Below are 16,903 nucleotides of genomic sequence, written 5' to 3'. Positions count from 1 at the left end.
TGGAATTGATGCGGATGACACAGAAGAATATGGCGGATGTGATAACTCTTACAGGAGTTGCGGCAATCTTGAGCGTAGTAGTTTTTGCTACTTCGAATGATATTCCTGTCGGTGAAATGGCATATCAAAAACTATGGTTGGGACGCATGCTTTTTGTTTTCGTCGTTTGCTGTCTATTATCCTTCTGTCTGAATAGAAAAAAACATTTGTCTTTTCCAACCATCGTGACATGGGTATTGATTGTCTTGGGTGGAATGGAAGCTGTCTGGGGATTGAGGCAGATATACGGCCTGGCTGTTTCCAATCACTCTTTATATGCACTTACAGGCTCTTTCTATAATCCGGGACCTTATTCGGGATATTTGGCGATGATATTTCCGCTTTGCCTGTATGAATGGCTAAGCTTGAAAGAAAAAACAGGACGTACATGGGCGGAACAGGGAAAGTATTACATCGCATTAGGAGTTATGCTGTTGATTCTTTGTGTACTGCCTGCCGGAATGAGCCGTTCGGCATGGATTGCTGCCGCAATATCGGGTACATGGGTATATGGAATGCGCGTTTCATGGGGAAGTAGATTAAAGGAGTTTGGACGAAAATATAAGAAAAGACTAGTACTGGCTTGCATTGCAGGCAGCGTTATGATCATAGTGGCAGGTTATGCTCTTTTTCAGTTAAAAGCTACTTCTGCCAACGGACGCTTGTTCATGTGGAAAATAAGTAGTATGGCAATTGCCGAAAGTCCGGTTATAGGACATGGCACAGGGAACTTTGTTTCAGCTTATGGCAGAGCGCAAGAAAACTATTTTGCAAATGGGGAATTTTCGGAGACAGAAGAGTTGGTGGCAGGTAGTCCGGAGTATGCATTTAATGAATATCTGCAAGTGGCGATGGAATATGGGATTCCTTTCTTATTGGTTGTCTCGTTGGTAATTGCATTTTGTCTTTGGAAGGGGAGTAGCGAAGGGAGAATAGGTATTTGTGGAGGAGTAATTTCATTTTTGGTATTTTCCTTTTCTTCTTATCCGATGCAGATTCCCGGATTTGCAGTGACATTTTATTTGCTGTTGGCGGCTTGTGCTATCGGGCGCTCTAAAGTAATATTATTCCTTTTTATTTCGATGATGGCTCTATTGGGAACGTATTATTGGAGAAACAATCAATATGCTGCATGTAAGGATTGGTATCGTAGTAAGATGCTCTATAATATAGGAGCTTATCAGTCTGCTAAAGAAGACTACGGAAAGTTATACCCGGAATTAGCGAATCGTGGGGCATTTCTTTTTGAATACGGATATTCTCTTCATAAATTGAAAGAATATGATAACTCGACAAGGATATTGGAGGAAGCAATGGCGCATAGCAATGATCCTATGATTCTGAATATCATCGGCAAGAATTATCAAGCGTTAGGAGATTATGAGAAAGCGGAAGAATACCTGATTCGCTCTACACATCGGCTTCCGGGGCGGATTTATCCGTATTATCTGTTGGTGAAACTTTATGCGGAGCCCCAATATCGGCAACCTGAAAAATTAAAATATGCTGCTGAAATAGTGTTGACGAAAGAACCAAAAGTGCAATCGACAGCTATTCGTGAAATGAGAGAAGATGTAAAGAAAATAATAGTCGACTATAGTGTGAAAGTAAATGAGTATTGATAAAAAAGAAAGGGGGATGTAATGAAGTAGATGCTATTATATAATAAAAATATGAGAATATATAAAAAGTTAGTAAAATAATTAGAACCAAAAATAGAAACAAAATGAAAAAGAAAACTTTATTTGGTATTGTATTAGTACTTAGTATTATTGCTATTTATAACATTTGTAAATCACAAGACTGTAAAAAAATATCTAATTTGATGTTGAGTGATCTCGAATCATTGGCAGACAGTAGCGAAGGATGTATCAGTAAAACAGATAAAAATAATGGAGATTGTACAACTGATGGTTCCGTATACTTTTGTGAAAATTCGTATTGGATACATGATTGTGTGAAAGGAGAATATCCTAACTAATTAGTATTGAGCCTATTTGAATTACTTGATATATTAAAGAATGTTAGAGGAATTTGAATAGGCTCTAATCAGGAACGGTTAGGTAAATGTTATTTGTAAAGTATTCGTTATGAGATGTCTGTGTATAATATTATTTTTTATATCCGCTTTATATTCGTGTAGTGAATATGGAGAGAACGCGAATCCTTATTATGAGGACTCTGGTACTTTGAAGTATGAACTAGTTGATAGTCTTAGCATTGAATTCCCTTTAGATTCTATTACTTCTCATATTTTTACAGCTTTAGAATATAATGATAAATTGGGAGTACTATCTTTCTTGTCTAATAGAAGAATATTAATATATGATTATAAGAAAAGGAGTTTGATAAATGCCATAAATATCCAATCTTCATTCCCCTCTTCATATACAGTGGTAAATAGTGATTCGATTTTAATTATTGATTATAATGAAAAAAAACTAATCATATATGACGATAAAGGAAATATATTGAATTCATTTGAGCTGTTTCCTAAAATAAAATATGCTCCTTTGCCAATTAACAGAATATCACCAATTGTTTTAAAAAATGGTATTGTTACTTTTTGGGGAAGTATGGCTGGGGAATATAGTGATGAGGATGGCATGAATCGTAAAATAATGACAACTTTTAATTTGCAGTCAGAGGATATTGATTATTATATACCATATTCTGATGTTTATAAAAAGAATTGGGGAGGTGGTCTTTATAGATGGATATATTCTGATTATAATGAATTATTAGATTTGCATGTGGTAAGTTTTCCTGCAGAACATTATATTTATACTATTTCTGGAAATGAAAAAGAAGTGCATAAATATTATGCTGGAAGCCAATCGATTGATGCTACGTATTATTTAAATCGATCTAAGGATATACCTATAGATTCAGATTTGAAAATAAGGCATTTTGTAGAAAACCATAGCTATTCTAGAATATTGTATGATAAATATAGAAATGTATACTATAGAATAGCAGAAATAAAAAGCAATTATGAAGGTATTCCAGGATGGCAAAAAGCAATTTCAGTTGTAATTTTGAATGATAAATTTCAAATTATAGGAGAAACTTTTATTGGTAAACCCAATTTGAATAGTCGATATGCCATTTTTGTAAATGAGCATGGATTGCATATTCCTCAAAAAAGTGATGAAAATGTTTTGAAATATAAATTGTTTGTATTATGTGTAAAATAAATTGTATAATATTACTATCAATAATACTGATGTGTGGTTGCAAAGGAGATGATTTGAAAGAATCCTACAATACTTTTGTATCTTCTGTGTGGAGTGACTCAGAATTAGAACAAATAGATTTTATTATAATAATCCCTCATCAAGGATGCTCTGGATGTATAACGTATGCAGAAGACTTTTATTGTCGGTATAAAAGTAATAAAAAGATAAAATTTATCTTTACGCATATTGTGTCTATGAAAAATCTAAGAAACCGTCTAAAATTAGATATGGATAATGCTTTTATAGATAAAAATAACCAATTGTTGGTGATAGGTGAGGCTGATAAAAAGATATATCCCTGTATACTACAACTTGGAAATGGTAAAATTACTGATATATATTATCAGTCTCCTTATGAAGATGGGTTTAGTATTGTGGAAAAATATTTTAATAGTGTATTATGAAAACAAGTGTTTTAGCGTTGAGCTTTTTATTGTGTTTCTCATGTACTAAGAAGTTAGACGAAGAGACATGTTTGCCTTTGAAAGAGTCGATAGAGGTCGATTCTAAAGTTGAAAATATTGATATATTTGAAGATGTCAGTGTGATTCCTCTAGAAACTACAGATGAGTCATTGCTTAGTGATTGCCAAATTGTGGCATTCTGTGATGATAAAATAATTGTTAGAGATATAAATACTCTTTATTTTTTTAATATTGAAACTGGTAGATATGAATCAAGAATATGCAGGCAAGGGAACGGACCGGAAGAATATGTATCATTGAACGATGTATGTATCGATTGTGCTGATAAGTTGGTGTATGTACTTGAAAGAAGAGGTAATATCAAAACGTATAATTATAACGGCTCTTTTTTGAAGGAATATACAAATGATTCTGTTGTGTCAATAGAGATGCTTGAAAGTTCCCGTTTTGTGGCATATAGTGGAGTCAACAGACAATGCGATATTACACTTTATAATAAAGATTGGAATGTCGTAAAAAAAATATGGAAAAGAAATAAGGAAGTCATGAATTATAGAGACATAGTAGAAGTGAGGGATTTTGATGTGTTTAATGGCTATCCTTGTTTTATGGATACAGATACCTTGTGCCAAATAAATAACGAGAATGTTAATCCTTTGTTTTATATAGATAAAGGGGAGTTAGCTTTGCCGTTTGAAATTTTCACAGATATAAAAAGGAAAAAAGAACGGGACTCATATATATGGGGAGATTACGGATTTCTCTCAGAAGATTTTTATTTCTTAAGATTTTATTATGACAATAAAATCTATTATGATGTGTGGGATGTGTCATCAATGAAGTTGATGTATAGGAATATTGTAAGTTCTCCTGTAGATGCCAGAGGTATTTCGATACTCATTGATGGAAAAAAGATAAATATATGGCCTTCATACGTTCGGGGTGATATGATATGTTCTGTCCTGCAAGGTGAAGAGGTGGAAAAGTTAGGTTTGCCTACTGATAATGACGAGAATCCTGTTATAGTGACATGTAGAATAAGAAAAAGATAGGCGATTATAGTGTGTGTAAATATATTCATCTTTCAAAAGGTCAGTAAAATAAAAATGTTTATATTGGGGCAATTAAAAAAAATGGTATGAAACGACACAACTTTTCTTGTATATTACTATGTGGAACTTTGGTAGTGTTAGTAGCATGTTCAGGCAAGAACGATATGGTGGAGAAGGCAAACGAAAGGATTTCCACCGTTCTTCCTGACGTAAAGAATGAAGTTACCACCCAGATTCTGAAGAAGCGTACTTTTGCCCATGAACTGGTCAGCAACGGCAAGGTGAACGCCCGCAGCAAAGCCGACCTACGCTTTGAAACGGGTGAAGTCATTGCCCGTATTTATGTGAAGAACGGCGACCGTGTACATAAAGGACAAAAGCTGGCTGAACTGGACAAATTCCGTCTGGAGCAGAAACTGTCCCAGGCGGAAGACGCTCTGTTGAAAGCTGAGCTGGAATTGAAAGATGTGCTTATCGGGCAGGGATATACGCCGGATGATTTCAGTAAGGTTCCTGTGGAGACAATGAAACTTGCGAAAGTGAAGAGCGGTTATGAGCAGTCGAAATCCCAGTACGAACTGGCAAAAAGGGAGACGGAACACGCGACGCTTACCGCGCCTTTTGACGGGGTGGTGGCTAATCTTTTCTCGAAGCCATATAACCCGGCCAATACCTCGGAAGTATTCTGTACTATTCTTGATACCAAAGGGATGGAAGCAGAATTTACCGTATTGGAGAATGAACTTGCCTTTATTAAAAAAGGTGATAAGGTGACGGTTATTCCTTATGCGGGGGGAAGCTCGTTTGAGGGCAGCGTATCCGAAGTCAATCCGTTGGTGGATACCAATGGAATGGTGAAGGTGAAGGCTGACGTGAACGGTGAAGGCAAGCTGTTCAGCGGTATGAATGTGCGGGTCAGTGTCAGGCGAAACCTGGGTGAACAGCTGGTGATTCCCAAGACGGCTGTGGTATTGCGTTCCGGCAAGCAAGTGGTGTTTACATTGAAAGAAGGCAGGGCCATGTGGAACTATGTGCATACGGGACTGGAGAACGCAACGGAATATGTTGTTTCCGACAAATCCCGAAAGGGTGTCGAAGACGGTTTATTGGAAGGAGACACGGTTATTGTGACCGGAAACCTGAACCTGGCGCATGAAGCGGAAGTAAATGTAAGATAATAAAAAAGTCACGGATTACACGATTGTAGAATTGTGATAACATAAAGTAACAGCGTAATCCGTGTAATCCGTGACTAAAACTAAAGTAAGCATGATAAAATTTTTACTCCGGCGTCCTATCGCCGTGCTGATGGCTTTCACCGCCTGTTTTATAATCGGTCTGGTGACTTATTCCACACTGCCGGTATCGCTGCTTCCGGATATCGCCATTCCGGAGATTACCGTACAGGTTTCCGCCGCCAATACCTCCGCCCGCGAACTGGAAAACACGATTGTGAAACCTCTGCGCAGCCAACTGATTCAGGTTTCCACCTTGAAGGACATCCATAGCGAATCGAGGGACGGGGCAGGCATCATCCGCCTGTCTTTCGAGTTCGGCACTAATACGGACCTTGCCTTTATCGAGGTCAACGAGAAGATAGACGCCGCGATGAACTATCTCCCCAAGGAAACGGAACGTCCGAAAGTCATCAAGGCGAGCGCGACGGACATCCCCGTGTTCTACCTGAACCTGACCTTGAAGAATGACAGCGCTTATAGTACTACCACGGGACAGCAGTCCTTTCTTGACCTGTGTGAATTTGCCGAATCGGTTATCAAGCGCCGGATAGAGCAGCTTGAAGAGGTGGCCATGGTGGACGTGACCGGACTGGTGGAACGCCAGGTGCAGATTGTGCCCGATGAGGACAGGCTTGCCATGATGGGACTTGCCATCGGGGATATCGAGTCCGCCCTGTCGTCCAACAATGTAGAACCGGGCAGCATGACGGTACGTGACGGGTACTACGAATATAATATCAGATTCTCGACATTGCTGCGTACGGCGGAAGATGTGGAGAATATCTACCTGCGCAAGGACGACCGCATTGTGCGGTTGAAGGATTTCTGCAAGGTCAATATCGTGCCCGTGAAGGAAAAGGGCGTTTCCTTATCGAATGGAAAGCGTGCGGTGACACTGGCCGTCATCAAGCAGGCGGACGAGAATATGGACAAGATGAAGAACTCGCTGGTAGGGACGATGGAGTATTTCCGGCGGGTCTATCCGGACATTGATTTCAGTATCAGCCGCAACCAGACGGAACTGCTGGACTTCACGATTTCCAATCTTCAGCAGAACCTTTCTTTAGGATTCCTCTTTATCTGCCTGGTAGCGGTCCTGTTCCTGGGTGACGTGAAATCCCCGTTGGTCATCGGGCTCAGCATGGTGGTTTCCATCGTCATCAGTTTCGTGTTCTTCTACCTTTGCCATATGTCACTGAATATCATCTCCCTTGCCGGATTGATTCTTGCCTTGGGAATGATGATTGACAGCTCGATTATCGTGACCGAGAATATCTCGCAATACCGCGAACGGGGATATTCCCTGCGCCGTGCCTGTATCACAGGGACCAGCGAGGTGGTGACGCCCATGCTGAGCTCCTCGCTGACCACCATCGCCGTATTCGCCCCCCTGATTTTTATGAGCGGCATTGCCGGAGCCATCTTCTACGACCAGGCTTTCTCCGTCACGGTAGGGCTGCTGGTGTCTTATTTTACCGGTATCATGCTGCTTCCCGTCCTTTACCTGCTGGTCTACCGTGCAGGTATCCGTACCCGGAAACGGAAGTGGCTCTCCTTTACATTCAATAACCCGGTAAAAGACCATACACTGGACCGTTTCTATGACACCGGAGTGGACCGGGTGTTCCGTCATAAAACGTTCAGCGTATTGTTTTGCGCCGTTTCCATTCCGCTCTGCGTATTCTTCTTTTTCTTTATAGACAAGGAGCGGATGCCCGGTATCGAAGAAAACGAGCTGGTTGTCCGCATAGAATGGAATGAGAATATCCACGTGGATGAAAACAGGAAGCGTGTGGACGCGCTTTTTAAGGAACTGGACGGCCGTTTTCTGGAACAGACGGCTTCTGTCGGCAGGCAGGATTTTATCCTGAACCGGGAGAGGGAGCTTTCCTCTTCCGAAGCGGAACTTTATTTCCGTACGGAAACTTCCGGCGAGATTGCCCCATTGGAACAGGAGATATACCGGAGATTGAAGGAACGTTATCCGCTTTCTGTCATTTCTTTCTCTCCACCGGAGACGGTATTCGAGAAGCTCTTCGTGACGGGTGAGCCGGATATCACAGCCGAGTTTTATGCCCGTAACAGGGCACAGGCTCCTGTTGCGGAAACGATTCGCAACCTGGAGCATGAGCTGGCAGAAGAAACCGGAACCAATCCTACGGGCATCGCTTTTGAGAACCAGTTGGACCTGAGCGTCAGCAAGGAAAGACTGCTGCTTTACCGTGTCTCCTATAACGAACTTTACCGTGTCCTGAAAACGGCTTTCCGTGAAAACAGCGTGACCATGCTGCATTCCTACCAGCAGTATCTTCCGATTACTATTGCGGGGAGTGAAAAGACCGTGAACAGGGTCTTGCAGGAGACATTGGTGCAGACACAGCCGGATAGCCGGGGCAATATAGAATATATCCCGCTCCGGGAACTGGTGAAGGTGTCTCCCGCCGAAGACCTGAAAAGCATCACCGCCGGACGTAACGGGGAATTTGTGCCCTTCGATTTTTACGGAGTGCGCGATGCGGAGAAGCTGATAAAAGACGTGAAGCGGGTAGCCGGACACACCGGGGAGTGGGACACCGGCTTTTCGGGCAGCTTCTTCTCGAACCGGGAAATGCTGGACGAACTGGTAGTGATCCTCCTTGTTTCCCTGTTGCTGATGTATTTCATCCTTGCTGCACAGTTCGAGAGCTTTCTGCAACCCCTGCTTGTCCTGGCGGAAATCCCGATAGACGTTGCATTCGCGCTTCTGCTGCTTTGGGTTTGCGGGCATACGCTGAACCTGATGTCGGCCATCGGGCTAATCGTCACCTGCGGTATCGTCATCAATGACTCCATCCTGAAGCTGGACGCCATCAACGAACTGCGCAAGTCGGGCGTCCCTTTGCTGGAAGCCATCCATGAAGCCGGACGCAGGCGCCTGCGTCCCATTATCATGACCTCGCTGACTACGGTTTCCGCCATGGTCCCGCTCCTGTTCTCTTCGGATATGGGTTCGGAACTGCAAAAGCCGTTGTCCGTTGCCATGATAGGGACGATGGCCGTGGGCACTGCTGTCAGTCTGTTCATCATCCCGTTGCTTTACTGGTTCATTTACCGCCGTAAGGCGGCGCCTCCGGCCTGACACTCCGGTCCGTATAGCCTGGCACAACAGTTTCCATAGTCTGGCACTATCGTATTCATTACCTGGCACAACCATGCCTCTTGTTTGTAACATTGACAACTCTTATATAAAAAAGTGATAACCATGAACCATCCATTCCGTCTCATCCAAAAAATCCTGCTTGCGGGGTTGTTTTTCTCCTGCACCGGTTTGCAAGGGCTGCATGCGCAGCAGCGCCTTGTGCTCGACCTGGAGCGTACGATCGCCCTTGCCAACGACAGCTCCCTGGAGTCGTTCCGTACGCAGAACATGTATCTCTCCGGCTATTGGGAATACCGGACGTACAAGGCGAACCGCCTGCCCAGCCTGACGCTGGACCTCACCCCGGCACAATATAACCGTGATATAACGAAGCGTTACGATTCGGGGTCCAACCTGGACGTATACCGCACGCAACAGTCGTTCTATGCTTATGGCGGACTGAGCGTGCGTCAGAACCTCGACCTGACCGGTGGTACCTTCTACCTGGAATCGAACCTTGCCTATATGCGCAGCTTCGGGGCGAACAGCGCGACACAACTCACCAGTGTCCCTATAAGGTTGGGATACTCGCAGAGCCTGGTAGGATACAATCCTTTCAAGTGGGAGCGCCGAATCGAACCGTTGAAATACGAGCGCGTGAAGAAGGAGTTCCTTTATAACGTGGAGAAAGTCTCGGAAACGGCCACGAACTATTTCTTTTCCCTCGCCATGGCGCAGGCCGAATACAACCTCGCCAAGGACAACCTGGCGTCTACGGACACGCTCTACCGCATCGGGCAGCAACGCCACCGGATAGCCGCCATCTCACAAGCCGACCTGCTGACATTGAAACTGGACCGTGTCAACGCGCAGAACACCCTTCGGAACAAGGCGAGCGACCTGAAACGGGCGATGTTCTCCCTGGCGTCTTTCCTCAATCTGGACAAGAATACGCAAATCGAACTGCAACTCCCTTCCCGTCCGGGCATGATAGAGATTCCGGTGGACGAGGCTTTGAGCTGGGGGAGAAGCAACAACCCCCAATTGCTGGAATTGAAGCAGAACGTGCTGGAAGCGCAGCGGAATGTGGACAAGACAAAGAAAGAGTCCCGTTTCAACGCGAGCGTGAACGCGAGCGTCGGTTTCAACCAGGTGGCGGATAATTTCGGGGATGTGTACCATAAACCGATGCAGCAGGACCTGGTGGCTGTCAGTGTTTCTATCCCGTTGTTGGATTGGGGCGTCCGCAAAGGCAGGTATAACATGGCGCGCAATAACCTGAACGTGGTGAAGATTTCGGCACGCCAGGATGAGATTAGTATCGAAGAGGAAGTGATTATGACAGTGAGCGATTTCAATATCCAGCAGCAGCTGATAGCAAGCGCGGAAGAGGCGCTGGATCTGTCCGTACTTGCTTATCATGAGACGAAACAGCGTTTTATCATCGGCAAGGCGGACATTAACAGCCTGACACTTTCACTCAACCGCCAGCAGCAGGCACAGCGGAATTATATTTCCGCCTTGCAGAGCTACTGGCTGAATTATTACAAGATACGCCGGCTTACCCTGTTCGACTTCGCCGCGAAGCTTTCCCTTTCGGACAGGTTCGATTTCAATGGGGGAAAGCTGGTTAAATGAGTTCACCACAGAGGACACGGAGGACACAGAGGTCTTCCCGTTCTCTTTCCGCAAGTAAAACAGGGCGATAAATGTGTGAGGCTCTGTGTTGCTCTATAGTGAATAAAAAAGATTAAACCTCTGTGCCCTCCGTGTCCTCTGTGGTGAAATATAATGAATGATGATAATGCAAACTATGGAATCTGAAATAAACAAATCCCCGAAGGCTTCCGCCTTTACGCTGATTGTGGCTTTTGTCTGTGTGGCGCTGGTCGGGCTGGCGCTTGTCCCGCTGTTGCCTGTCAAACTGAACCCGTCACGGACGCTGCCCGGCTTCACGGTACGTTTCAGCATGCCGGGCACCTCGGCTCGTGTGGTGGAGATGACGGCTACCAGCAAACTGGAGGCGATGCTTGCCCGCGTGAAAGGGATTCGGGGAATTTACTCCACTTCGGGAAACGGTTGGGGAAGTATCAGCGTGAATTTGGACAAGCATGTGGATGCGGCAGTCGCCCGCTTTGAAGCTTCCACCATTATCCGCCAGACGTGGCCGGAACTGCCGGACGGGGTGAGCTACCCGTATATTCAGATGCAGAGCCCGGGACAGGGCAGCCAGTCTCCTTTCATGACGTTTACCATCAATGCGCCCGCTACGCCTGTGTTGATTCAGCGGTACGCGGAAGAACATATAAAAACACGCCTGGCACAGCTTTCGGGGATTTATAAGATTAACCTTAGCGGTGCTACCCCGATGGAGTGGCGGTTGGAGTATGATTCCGAACAGTTGCGCACGCTCGGGATAAGCACGGATGATATCCGTGAGGCGGTCCGGTTGCATTATCAGAAAGAGTTCATGGGTACTTATGATGTGGAACAGGGCGCTTCGGACAGGCAGTGGATACGTCTGGCGCTGGTTCCCGAATCTGAAAACAAAGACTTCGAACCGGAAAGCCGGGATTTTGATGCGGGACGCATACAGGTAAAGATGAAAGACGGGAGAATGATCGGCCTGAATGAGCTGGTGAAGGTGTCCCGTGTGGAAGAGCAGCCTCAGAGCTATTACCGGATTAACGGGCTGAATTCGATTTACCTGTCTGTCGTGGCGGAGGAAACGGCTAACCAGTTGGCGTTGAGCAAGGAAGTGAAAGCGTATATGGACGGCATCCGGTCACAGCTTCCGGCAGGATATGAGATTCACACCGGTTATGACGCGACAGAGTTTATCCGGGAAGAACTGAACAGGATTTATCTGCGTACGGGAGTGACGGTAGCCATTCTGCTTCTGTTTGTGTTGCTGATTACTTTCAGTCCCGAATATCTGTTTTTGATTGTAGTCAGCCTGTCCGTCAATATGGCGATAGCCGTTATTTTTTATTATGCGTTCGGACTGGAGATGCAATTATACTCTTTGGCAGGCATCACCGTCTCTTTGAATCTTGTGATTGACAATACCATTGTGATGAGCGACCACTATCTGAGGCGCGGGAACCGGAAGGTGTTCATGTCCGTGCTGGCAGCTACGTTGACAACGATAGGGGCACTGGTTATTATTTTCTTCCTGGATGAGAAGATACGTCTTAATTTGCAGGACTTTGCCGCTGTGGTGATTATCAATTTGGGAGTTTCTTTGTTGGTCGCCCTGTTTTTTGTCCCTTCCCTGATTGATAAAATCGGACTGGAACGGCGGAAAAGAATTTCTCCTTCAAAACCAAAGTTGAAGCTGAAGCTGAAATCGGGACAGCGGATGGGCAGCGTGCGTCCCTTTATGTGGATACGTTCGAAGATGCGGCGTGTTCCGGTTTACTTCAGCCGCTTTTATAGGTGGCTGATACGGGTTCTCTGCCGTTGGCGGGTGGCGGTCTGCATACTGTTATTGCTGGCTTTCGGATTGCCGGTATTTCTGCTTCCGGAAAAGATGGAAGGGGACGGCAAGTGGGCGGAAGCTTATAATAAGACGCTGGGTACTTCCACTTATAAGGAAAAGGTGAAACCGGTGGTTGACAAGGCGTTGGGAGGAACGTTAAGGCTGTTTGTGCAGAAGGTATACGAAGGGAGTTACTTTACCCGCAATGAAGAGGTGGTGCTCCACGCCAATGCCAATCTGCCGAATGGAAGTACACTGGAACAGATGAATGCACTGGTTAAGAAGATGGAAACCTATCTGAGCGGCTTTAAGGAAATCAGGCAGTTTCAGACCTCTGTAGAGAGTGCCCGCAGGGCATCCATCCATATTTATTTCACGAAAGAACACCAGAAAAGCGGTTTTCCCTATACGCTGAAGGCCAATATGATCGGCAAGGCGCTCCAACTGGGCGGCGGCGACTGGAGCATCTACGGATTGCAGGACCAGGGATTCAGTAATAATGTACGTGAGAATGCGGGCTCTTTCCGGGTGAAGATGTACGGGTACAATTATGACGAGTTGTATGCACAGGCGGAAAAGTTGAAAGAAAAGCTTTTGTCCCACCGCCGTATCCGGGAAGTGACCATCGGTTCCGATTTCTCCTGGTGGAAGGATGATTATACGGAATTCTATTTCAATCTGGACAAACGGCGGATGGCGGAGGAAGGGATTGGAGCCGGGAGACTGTTTTCCGCCATCCGTCCGGTATATGGGCGGAATATGGAAATCGGTTCGGTGGTGACGGAAGAGGGCACGGAAAAGATAAAGCTTTCTTCCCGGCAGTCGGAAGAACGGGATGTATGGGCGATGCAGCATTACCCTTTCGAGGCGGGCGGCAAAGAGTATAAGCTTTCGGAACTGGCAACTGTGGAAAAGGGACAGATGCCGCAGGAAGTGGCGAAGGAGAACCAGCAGTACCGGCTATGCCTGCAATATGAGTATATCGGCTCTTCGGAACAGGGAAACAAACTGCTGAAGAAAGACCTGGAAGAGTTCAACGAACTTCTTCCGATGGGATATACTGCCCAGGCGGAGGGTTACAACTGGTCGTGGGGTGGAAAGGACAACAGGCAGTATCGCCTGCTCCTGATAGTGATTGCCATCATCTTCTTTATCACGAGTATCCTGTTCAATTCTCTGAAACAGCCGTTGGCGATTATCTTTGTGATTCCGGTATCCTATATCGGCGTGTTCCTGACGTTCTACTGGTTCAAACTGAACTTCGACCAGGGCGGTTTTGCCTCCTTTGTCCTGCTTTGCGGTATTACGGTAAATGCAAGTATCTATATCCTGAATGAATATAATTCCGTTCGCAGGCGTTTTCCGCGTCTATCACCGCTCCGGGCTTATGTGAAAGCCTGGAACACGAAAGTAATACCTATCTTCCTGACGGTTGCTTCCACTATCTTAGGCTTTATCCCTTTCATGGCGGGAGCGGAGAAAGAAGGTTTCTGGTTCCCGCTGGCGGCAGGCACTATCGGGGGATTGATAATGTCCGTAATCGGGGTATTTATTTTCTTACCGGTGCTGACGTTGAAGAGGCGTAGCTTTGTGGCATCTAAAGCTATGCTTTAAGGATGCTAAAGCGTAGCTTTAGATAGGATAAAGCTACGCTTTTCGTTGTCTTACCAATTGTTCCCGGCATTGCTGCTATTGATAAGCATTTCCACCCGTTGTTTGTACAGATTCGCTCCTTTTGCAATATTTTTTCCCGCATCTGCGGTTCCCATTCCGTAAACGACAATGGGTGTCTGCCATGTCATACCCGAATGAATCGCGCTGCCCTGATACGGACGTAGAAGCTCATCGGTTGTGAAGCGGTTTCGCCCGCCGCTACGGTAAGCGTCGTATTCAGAACCGGTAGTTGTTACCACCATCAATGGCTTTCCAGCGACAGCCGGAGTCTTGGACAAGTAAGTGAACACTTCGTCCTGCCATTTTTTCAGTAATGACGGGGCAGCCATCCAGTAGAAAGGAAACTGGTAGATGACAGCCGAAGCATCGGAGATAATTTTGCTCCATTCGTCCACATTGAAAGCGATTTCCTCGGACAGTTCGTAAAGGCTGAAAACCGCCACTCCTTCAATGTCACTGACAGTATCGATCAATGCCTTGTTTGCCTGTGACTCTTTAATGTTGGGATGAGCCAGCAGAATCACTACTTTTCTTAAATCTTTATGCATATTCAATTAGGTTATTTAGGATGATACAATTACTTATATAATATAAAGGTCTAACCATAAGAAAAAGTTCTCGAAAAGCAATATCTTAATTAAAAATAAAACAATCCCTCTTTGCTTTTGAATTTGTATTTTTGCATCCACGTTCGTAAAACGTTACTTTTAGATAATAATATTGTATATGATAGATTTTAACCGTTTTCCTTCTCCCTGCTACATTATGGAAGAAGAACTTTTAAGAAAGAACCTGAGTTTGATAAAAAGTGTAGCCGACAGGGCGGGAGTGGAGATAATCCTGGCTTTCAAGTCGTTTGCCATGTGGCGCTCTTTTCCTATATTCCGCGAATATATCAATCATTCAACGGCCAGTTCGGTATATGAAGCCCGCTTGGCGCTGGAAGAATTCGGCAGTAAGGCGCATACTTATTCTCCTGCCTATACAGAACAGGATTTCCCGGAAATCATGCGTTGCAGCAGCCATATCACATTCAATTCAATGGCGCAGTTCGAACGCTTCTATCCGATGACGGTAGCCGAAGGAAGTGGAATCTCCTGTGGTATCCGTGTGAATCCCGAATATTCGGAGGTGGAAACGGAACTTTATAATCCGTGTGCGCCCGGTACCCGCTTCGGGATAACGGCTGATTTGTTGCCGGAGACGCTGCCGCAAGGGATTGAAGGTTTTCATTGCCATTGCCATTGCGAATCTTCTTCGTTTGAGTTGGAACGTACTTTGGAACATTTGGAAGAGAAGTTTGCCCGTTGGTTCCCACAGATAAAATGGTTGAATCTTGGCGGCGGACATTTGATGACCCGCAAAGATTATGATACGGAGCATCTGATAAAACTGCTACAAGGATTGAGGGCACGCTATCCGCATTTGCAGATTATCCTGGAACCCGGTTCGGCTTTTACCTGGCAGACGGGAGTATTGGTTTCCGAAGTCGTGGATATTGTAGAGAGCCGTGGAATCAAGACAGCCATCCTGAATGTCAGCTTCACCTGTCATATGCCCGATTGCCTGGAGATGCCTTATCAGCCTGCCGTTCGGGGTGCGGAAATGGGGAATGAAGGAAACTACATTTACCGTCTCGGGGGAAATTCCTGTCTGAGCGGTGACTATATGGGGTTGTGGAGTTTCGACCATGAGTTGCAAATCGGTGAGCGGATAGTGTTCGAAGATATGATTCACTATACGATGGTAAAGACAAATATGTTTAACGGAATTCATCATCCTGCCATCGCTATCTGGACAAAAGAGGGGAAAACTGAAATTTACAAGCAATTTTCTTATGAGGATTATCGTGACCGAATGAGTTGATAATCAAAATGATTGTTTTGCGGTCGATGCAAAGTCAACAGATTTCTGTGAAAAAAGTAGGCAGAATGTTTGCAGGTTTACAGAAAATCCCTACCTTTGCAACCGCAAACGAAAAAATGCGGAAATAGCTCAGTTGGTAGAGCATAACCTTGCCAAGGTTAGGGTCGCGAGTTCGAGTCTCGTTTTCCGCTCATGTTTCTTTGAAATGTTGGAACAATAATCTTTGCCCAGGTGGCGGAATTGGTAGACGCGCACGTTTCAGGTGCGTGTGTCGAGAGGCATGCAGGTTCGAGTCCTGTTCTGGGCACAAAGGTTAAACTTTAAAATTATGGAGAGGTGGCGGAATTGGTAGACGCGCTACTTTGAGGGGGTAGTGACAGTTATGTCGTGGGAGTTCGAGTCTCCTTCTCTTCACAGTTTATGAAAGTAATTTGCGGAAATAGCTCAGTTGGTAGAGCATAACCTTGCCAAGGTTAGGGTCGCGAGTTCGAGTCTCGTTTTCCGCTCTTGTTTCTTTGAAATAATGGAACTAAGTTTTGCCCAGGTGGCGGAATTGGTAGACGCGCACGTTTCAGGTGCGTGTGTCGAGAGGCATGCAGGTTCGAGTCCTGTTCTGGGCACCCCATCCTTCAGAATTCTGAATGACGAAATTTAGTTTGCGGAAATAGCTCAGTTGGTAGAGCATAACCTTGCCAAGGTTAGGGTCGCGAGTTCGAGTCTCGTTTTCCGCTCCATATAGACATAAGGTTGTCAATCGATAAGATTGGCAAC

11 protein-coding genes and 6 tRNA genes are annotated in these 16,903 nt (G+C 45.2%); 16 read left to right on the top strand and 1 reads right to left on the bottom strand.

The genetic code is table 11. The annotated features are described in order from the left end of the window. The first annotated feature begins 8 nt into the window (after positions 1 to 8). The 9 genes from A4V03_RS09640 (at position 9) to A4V03_RS09600 (ending at position 14,206) form a co-directional block, all read left to right on the top strand. Positions 9 to 1,661 carry an O-antigen ligase family protein gene (locus tag A4V03_RS09640; protein ID WP_065540362.1) on the top strand — a complete coding sequence of 551 codons (1,653 nt, stop codon included), beginning with the start codon at positions 9 to 11 and terminating at the stop codon, positions 1,659 to 1,661. 104 nt (positions 1,662 to 1,765) lie between these two features. Next, positions 1,766 to 2,020: an NVEALA domain-containing protein gene (locus tag A4V03_RS09635; protein ID WP_071807658.1), complete on the top strand. Its 255-nt coding sequence runs from the start codon at positions 1,766 to 1,768 to the stop codon at positions 2,018 to 2,020. 208 nt (positions 2,021 to 2,228) lie between these two features. Next, a complete protein-coding gene (locus A4V03_RS09630; RefSeq protein ID WP_236588647.1) occupies positions 2,229 to 3,236 on the top strand; it encodes a DUF4221 family protein in 1,008 nt (335 codons plus the stop codon). After that, positions 3,224 to 3,682 (top strand): hypothetical protein, encoded by a 459-nt coding sequence (locus A4V03_RS09625; RefSeq protein WP_065538724.1) that lies wholly within the window; start codon positions 3,224 to 3,226, stop codon positions 3,680 to 3,682. The genes A4V03_RS09630 and A4V03_RS09625 overlap by 13 nt, the downstream gene beginning before the upstream one ends. Further along, entirely contained in the window at positions 3,679 to 4,755 is a 1,077-nt protein-coding gene (locus A4V03_RS09620) for a 6-bladed beta-propeller (RefSeq protein ID WP_065538723.1), read from the top strand. Before A4V03_RS09625 ends, A4V03_RS09620 begins: the two co-directional genes overlap by 4 nt. 86 nt (positions 4,756 to 4,841) lie before the next feature. Beyond that, on the top strand, positions 4,842 to 5,933 hold the full coding sequence (locus tag A4V03_RS09615) for an efflux RND transporter periplasmic adaptor subunit (RefSeq protein ID WP_065538722.1): 1,092 nt from the start codon (positions 4,842 to 4,844) through the stop codon (positions 5,931 to 5,933). Between the two features lie 91 nt (positions 5,934 to 6,024). After that, entirely contained in the window at positions 6,025 to 9,111 is a 3,087-nt protein-coding gene (locus A4V03_RS09610; RefSeq protein ID WP_065538721.1) for an efflux RND transporter permease subunit, read from the top strand. A gap of 123 nt (positions 9,112 to 9,234) precedes the next feature. Then, on the top strand, positions 9,235 to 10,749 hold the full coding sequence (locus A4V03_RS09605) for a TolC family protein (RefSeq protein WP_065538720.1): 1,515 nt from the start codon (positions 9,235 to 9,237) through the stop codon (positions 10,747 to 10,749). A 166-nt stretch (positions 10,750 to 10,915) separates the two neighbouring features. Further along, a complete protein-coding gene (locus A4V03_RS09600; protein ID WP_065540361.1) occupies positions 10,916 to 14,206 on the top strand; it encodes an efflux RND transporter permease subunit in 3,291 nt (1,096 codons plus the stop codon). A gap of 50 nt (positions 14,207 to 14,256) precedes the next feature. Here the strand turns inward: A4V03_RS09600 and A4V03_RS09595 are convergent, their stop codons facing one another. Next, on the bottom strand, positions 14,257 to 14,814 hold the full coding sequence (locus A4V03_RS09595) for an NAD(P)H-dependent oxidoreductase (RefSeq protein ID WP_065538719.1): 558 nt from the start codon (positions 14,812 to 14,814) through the stop codon (positions 14,257 to 14,259). Positions 14,815 to 14,992: 178 nt separating this feature from the next. On the opposite strand from A4V03_RS09595, the gene nspC reads away from it, so the two are divergent. The 7 genes from nspC (at position 14,993) to A4V03_RS09555 (ending at position 16,866) form a co-directional block, all read left to right on the top strand. After that, positions 14,993 to 16,132, top strand: a complete 1,140-nt coding sequence (nspC, locus tag A4V03_RS09590) for a carboxynorspermidine decarboxylase (RefSeq protein WP_065538718.1) — start codon at positions 14,993 to 14,995, stop codon at positions 16,130 to 16,132. 118 nt (positions 16,133 to 16,250) lie between these two features. Further along, positions 16,251 to 16,323: transfer RNA gene (locus A4V03_RS09580), tRNA-Gly, on the top strand. A 34-nt stretch (positions 16,324 to 16,357) separates the two neighbouring features. Beyond that, positions 16,358 to 16,439, top strand: a tRNA-Leu gene (locus tag A4V03_RS09575). 23 nt (positions 16,440 to 16,462) lie between these two features. After that, positions 16,463 to 16,546: transfer RNA gene (locus A4V03_RS09570), tRNA-Leu, on the top strand. Positions 16,547 to 16,565: 19 nt separating this feature from the next. Next, positions 16,566 to 16,638 (top strand) — tRNA-Gly (locus tag A4V03_RS09565). A gap of 32 nt (positions 16,639 to 16,670) precedes the next feature. Further along, positions 16,671 to 16,752 (top strand) — tRNA-Leu (locus A4V03_RS09560). Positions 16,753 to 16,790: 38 nt separating this feature from the next. Continuing rightward, positions 16,791 to 16,866, top strand: a tRNA-Gly gene (locus A4V03_RS09555). The last annotated feature ends 37 nt before the right edge of the window (positions 16,867 to 16,903 follow it).

It is taken from the genome of Bacteroides caecimuris (assembly GCF_001688725.2).
In the GTDB taxonomy this organism is placed as follows: Bacteria; Bacteroidota; Bacteroidia; order Bacteroidales; family Bacteroidaceae; genus Bacteroides; species Bacteroides caecimuris.
The sequence above is the reverse complement of the archived record's forward strand: the minus strand, read 5'-3'. Positions and strand labels throughout refer to the sequence as shown.

What these genes read in the sequence shown, in the direction of transcription:
- A4V03_RS09640 (WP_065540362.1), top strand. Translation starts at nt 9, where the DNA reads ATGCGGATGACACAGAAGAATATGGCGGATGTGATAACTCTTACAGGA.
- A4V03_RS09635 (WP_071807658.1), top strand. Translation starts at nt 1,766, where the DNA reads ATGAAAAAGAAAACTTTATTTGGTATTGTATTAGTACTTAGTATTATT.
- A4V03_RS09625 (WP_065538724.1), top strand. Translation starts at nt 3,224, where the DNA reads ATGTGTAAAATAAATTGTATAATATTACTATCAATAATACTGATGTGT.
- A4V03_RS09620 (WP_065538723.1), top strand. Translation starts at nt 3,679, where the DNA reads ATGAAAACAAGTGTTTTAGCGTTGAGCTTTTTATTGTGTTTCTCATGT.
- A4V03_RS09615 (WP_065538722.1), top strand. Translation starts at nt 4,842, where the DNA reads ATGAAACGACACAACTTTTCTTGTATATTACTATGTGGAACTTTGGTA.
- A4V03_RS09610 (WP_065538721.1), top strand. Translation starts at nt 6,025, where the DNA reads ATGATAAAATTTTTACTCCGGCGTCCTATCGCCGTGCTGATGGCTTTC.
- A4V03_RS09605 (WP_065538720.1), top strand. Translation starts at nt 9,235, where the DNA reads ATGAACCATCCATTCCGTCTCATCCAAAAAATCCTGCTTGCGGGGTTG.
- A4V03_RS09600 (WP_065540361.1), top strand. Translation starts at nt 10,916, where the DNA reads ATGCAAACTATGGAATCTGAAATAAACAAATCCCCGAAGGCTTCCGCC.
- A4V03_RS09595 (WP_065538719.1), bottom strand. Translation starts at nt 14,814, where the DNA reads ATGCATAAAGATTTAAGAAAAGTAGTGATTCTGCTGGCTCATCCCAAC.
- nspC (WP_065538718.1), top strand. Translation starts at nt 14,993, where the DNA reads ATGATAGATTTTAACCGTTTTCCTTCTCCCTGCTACATTATGGAAGAA.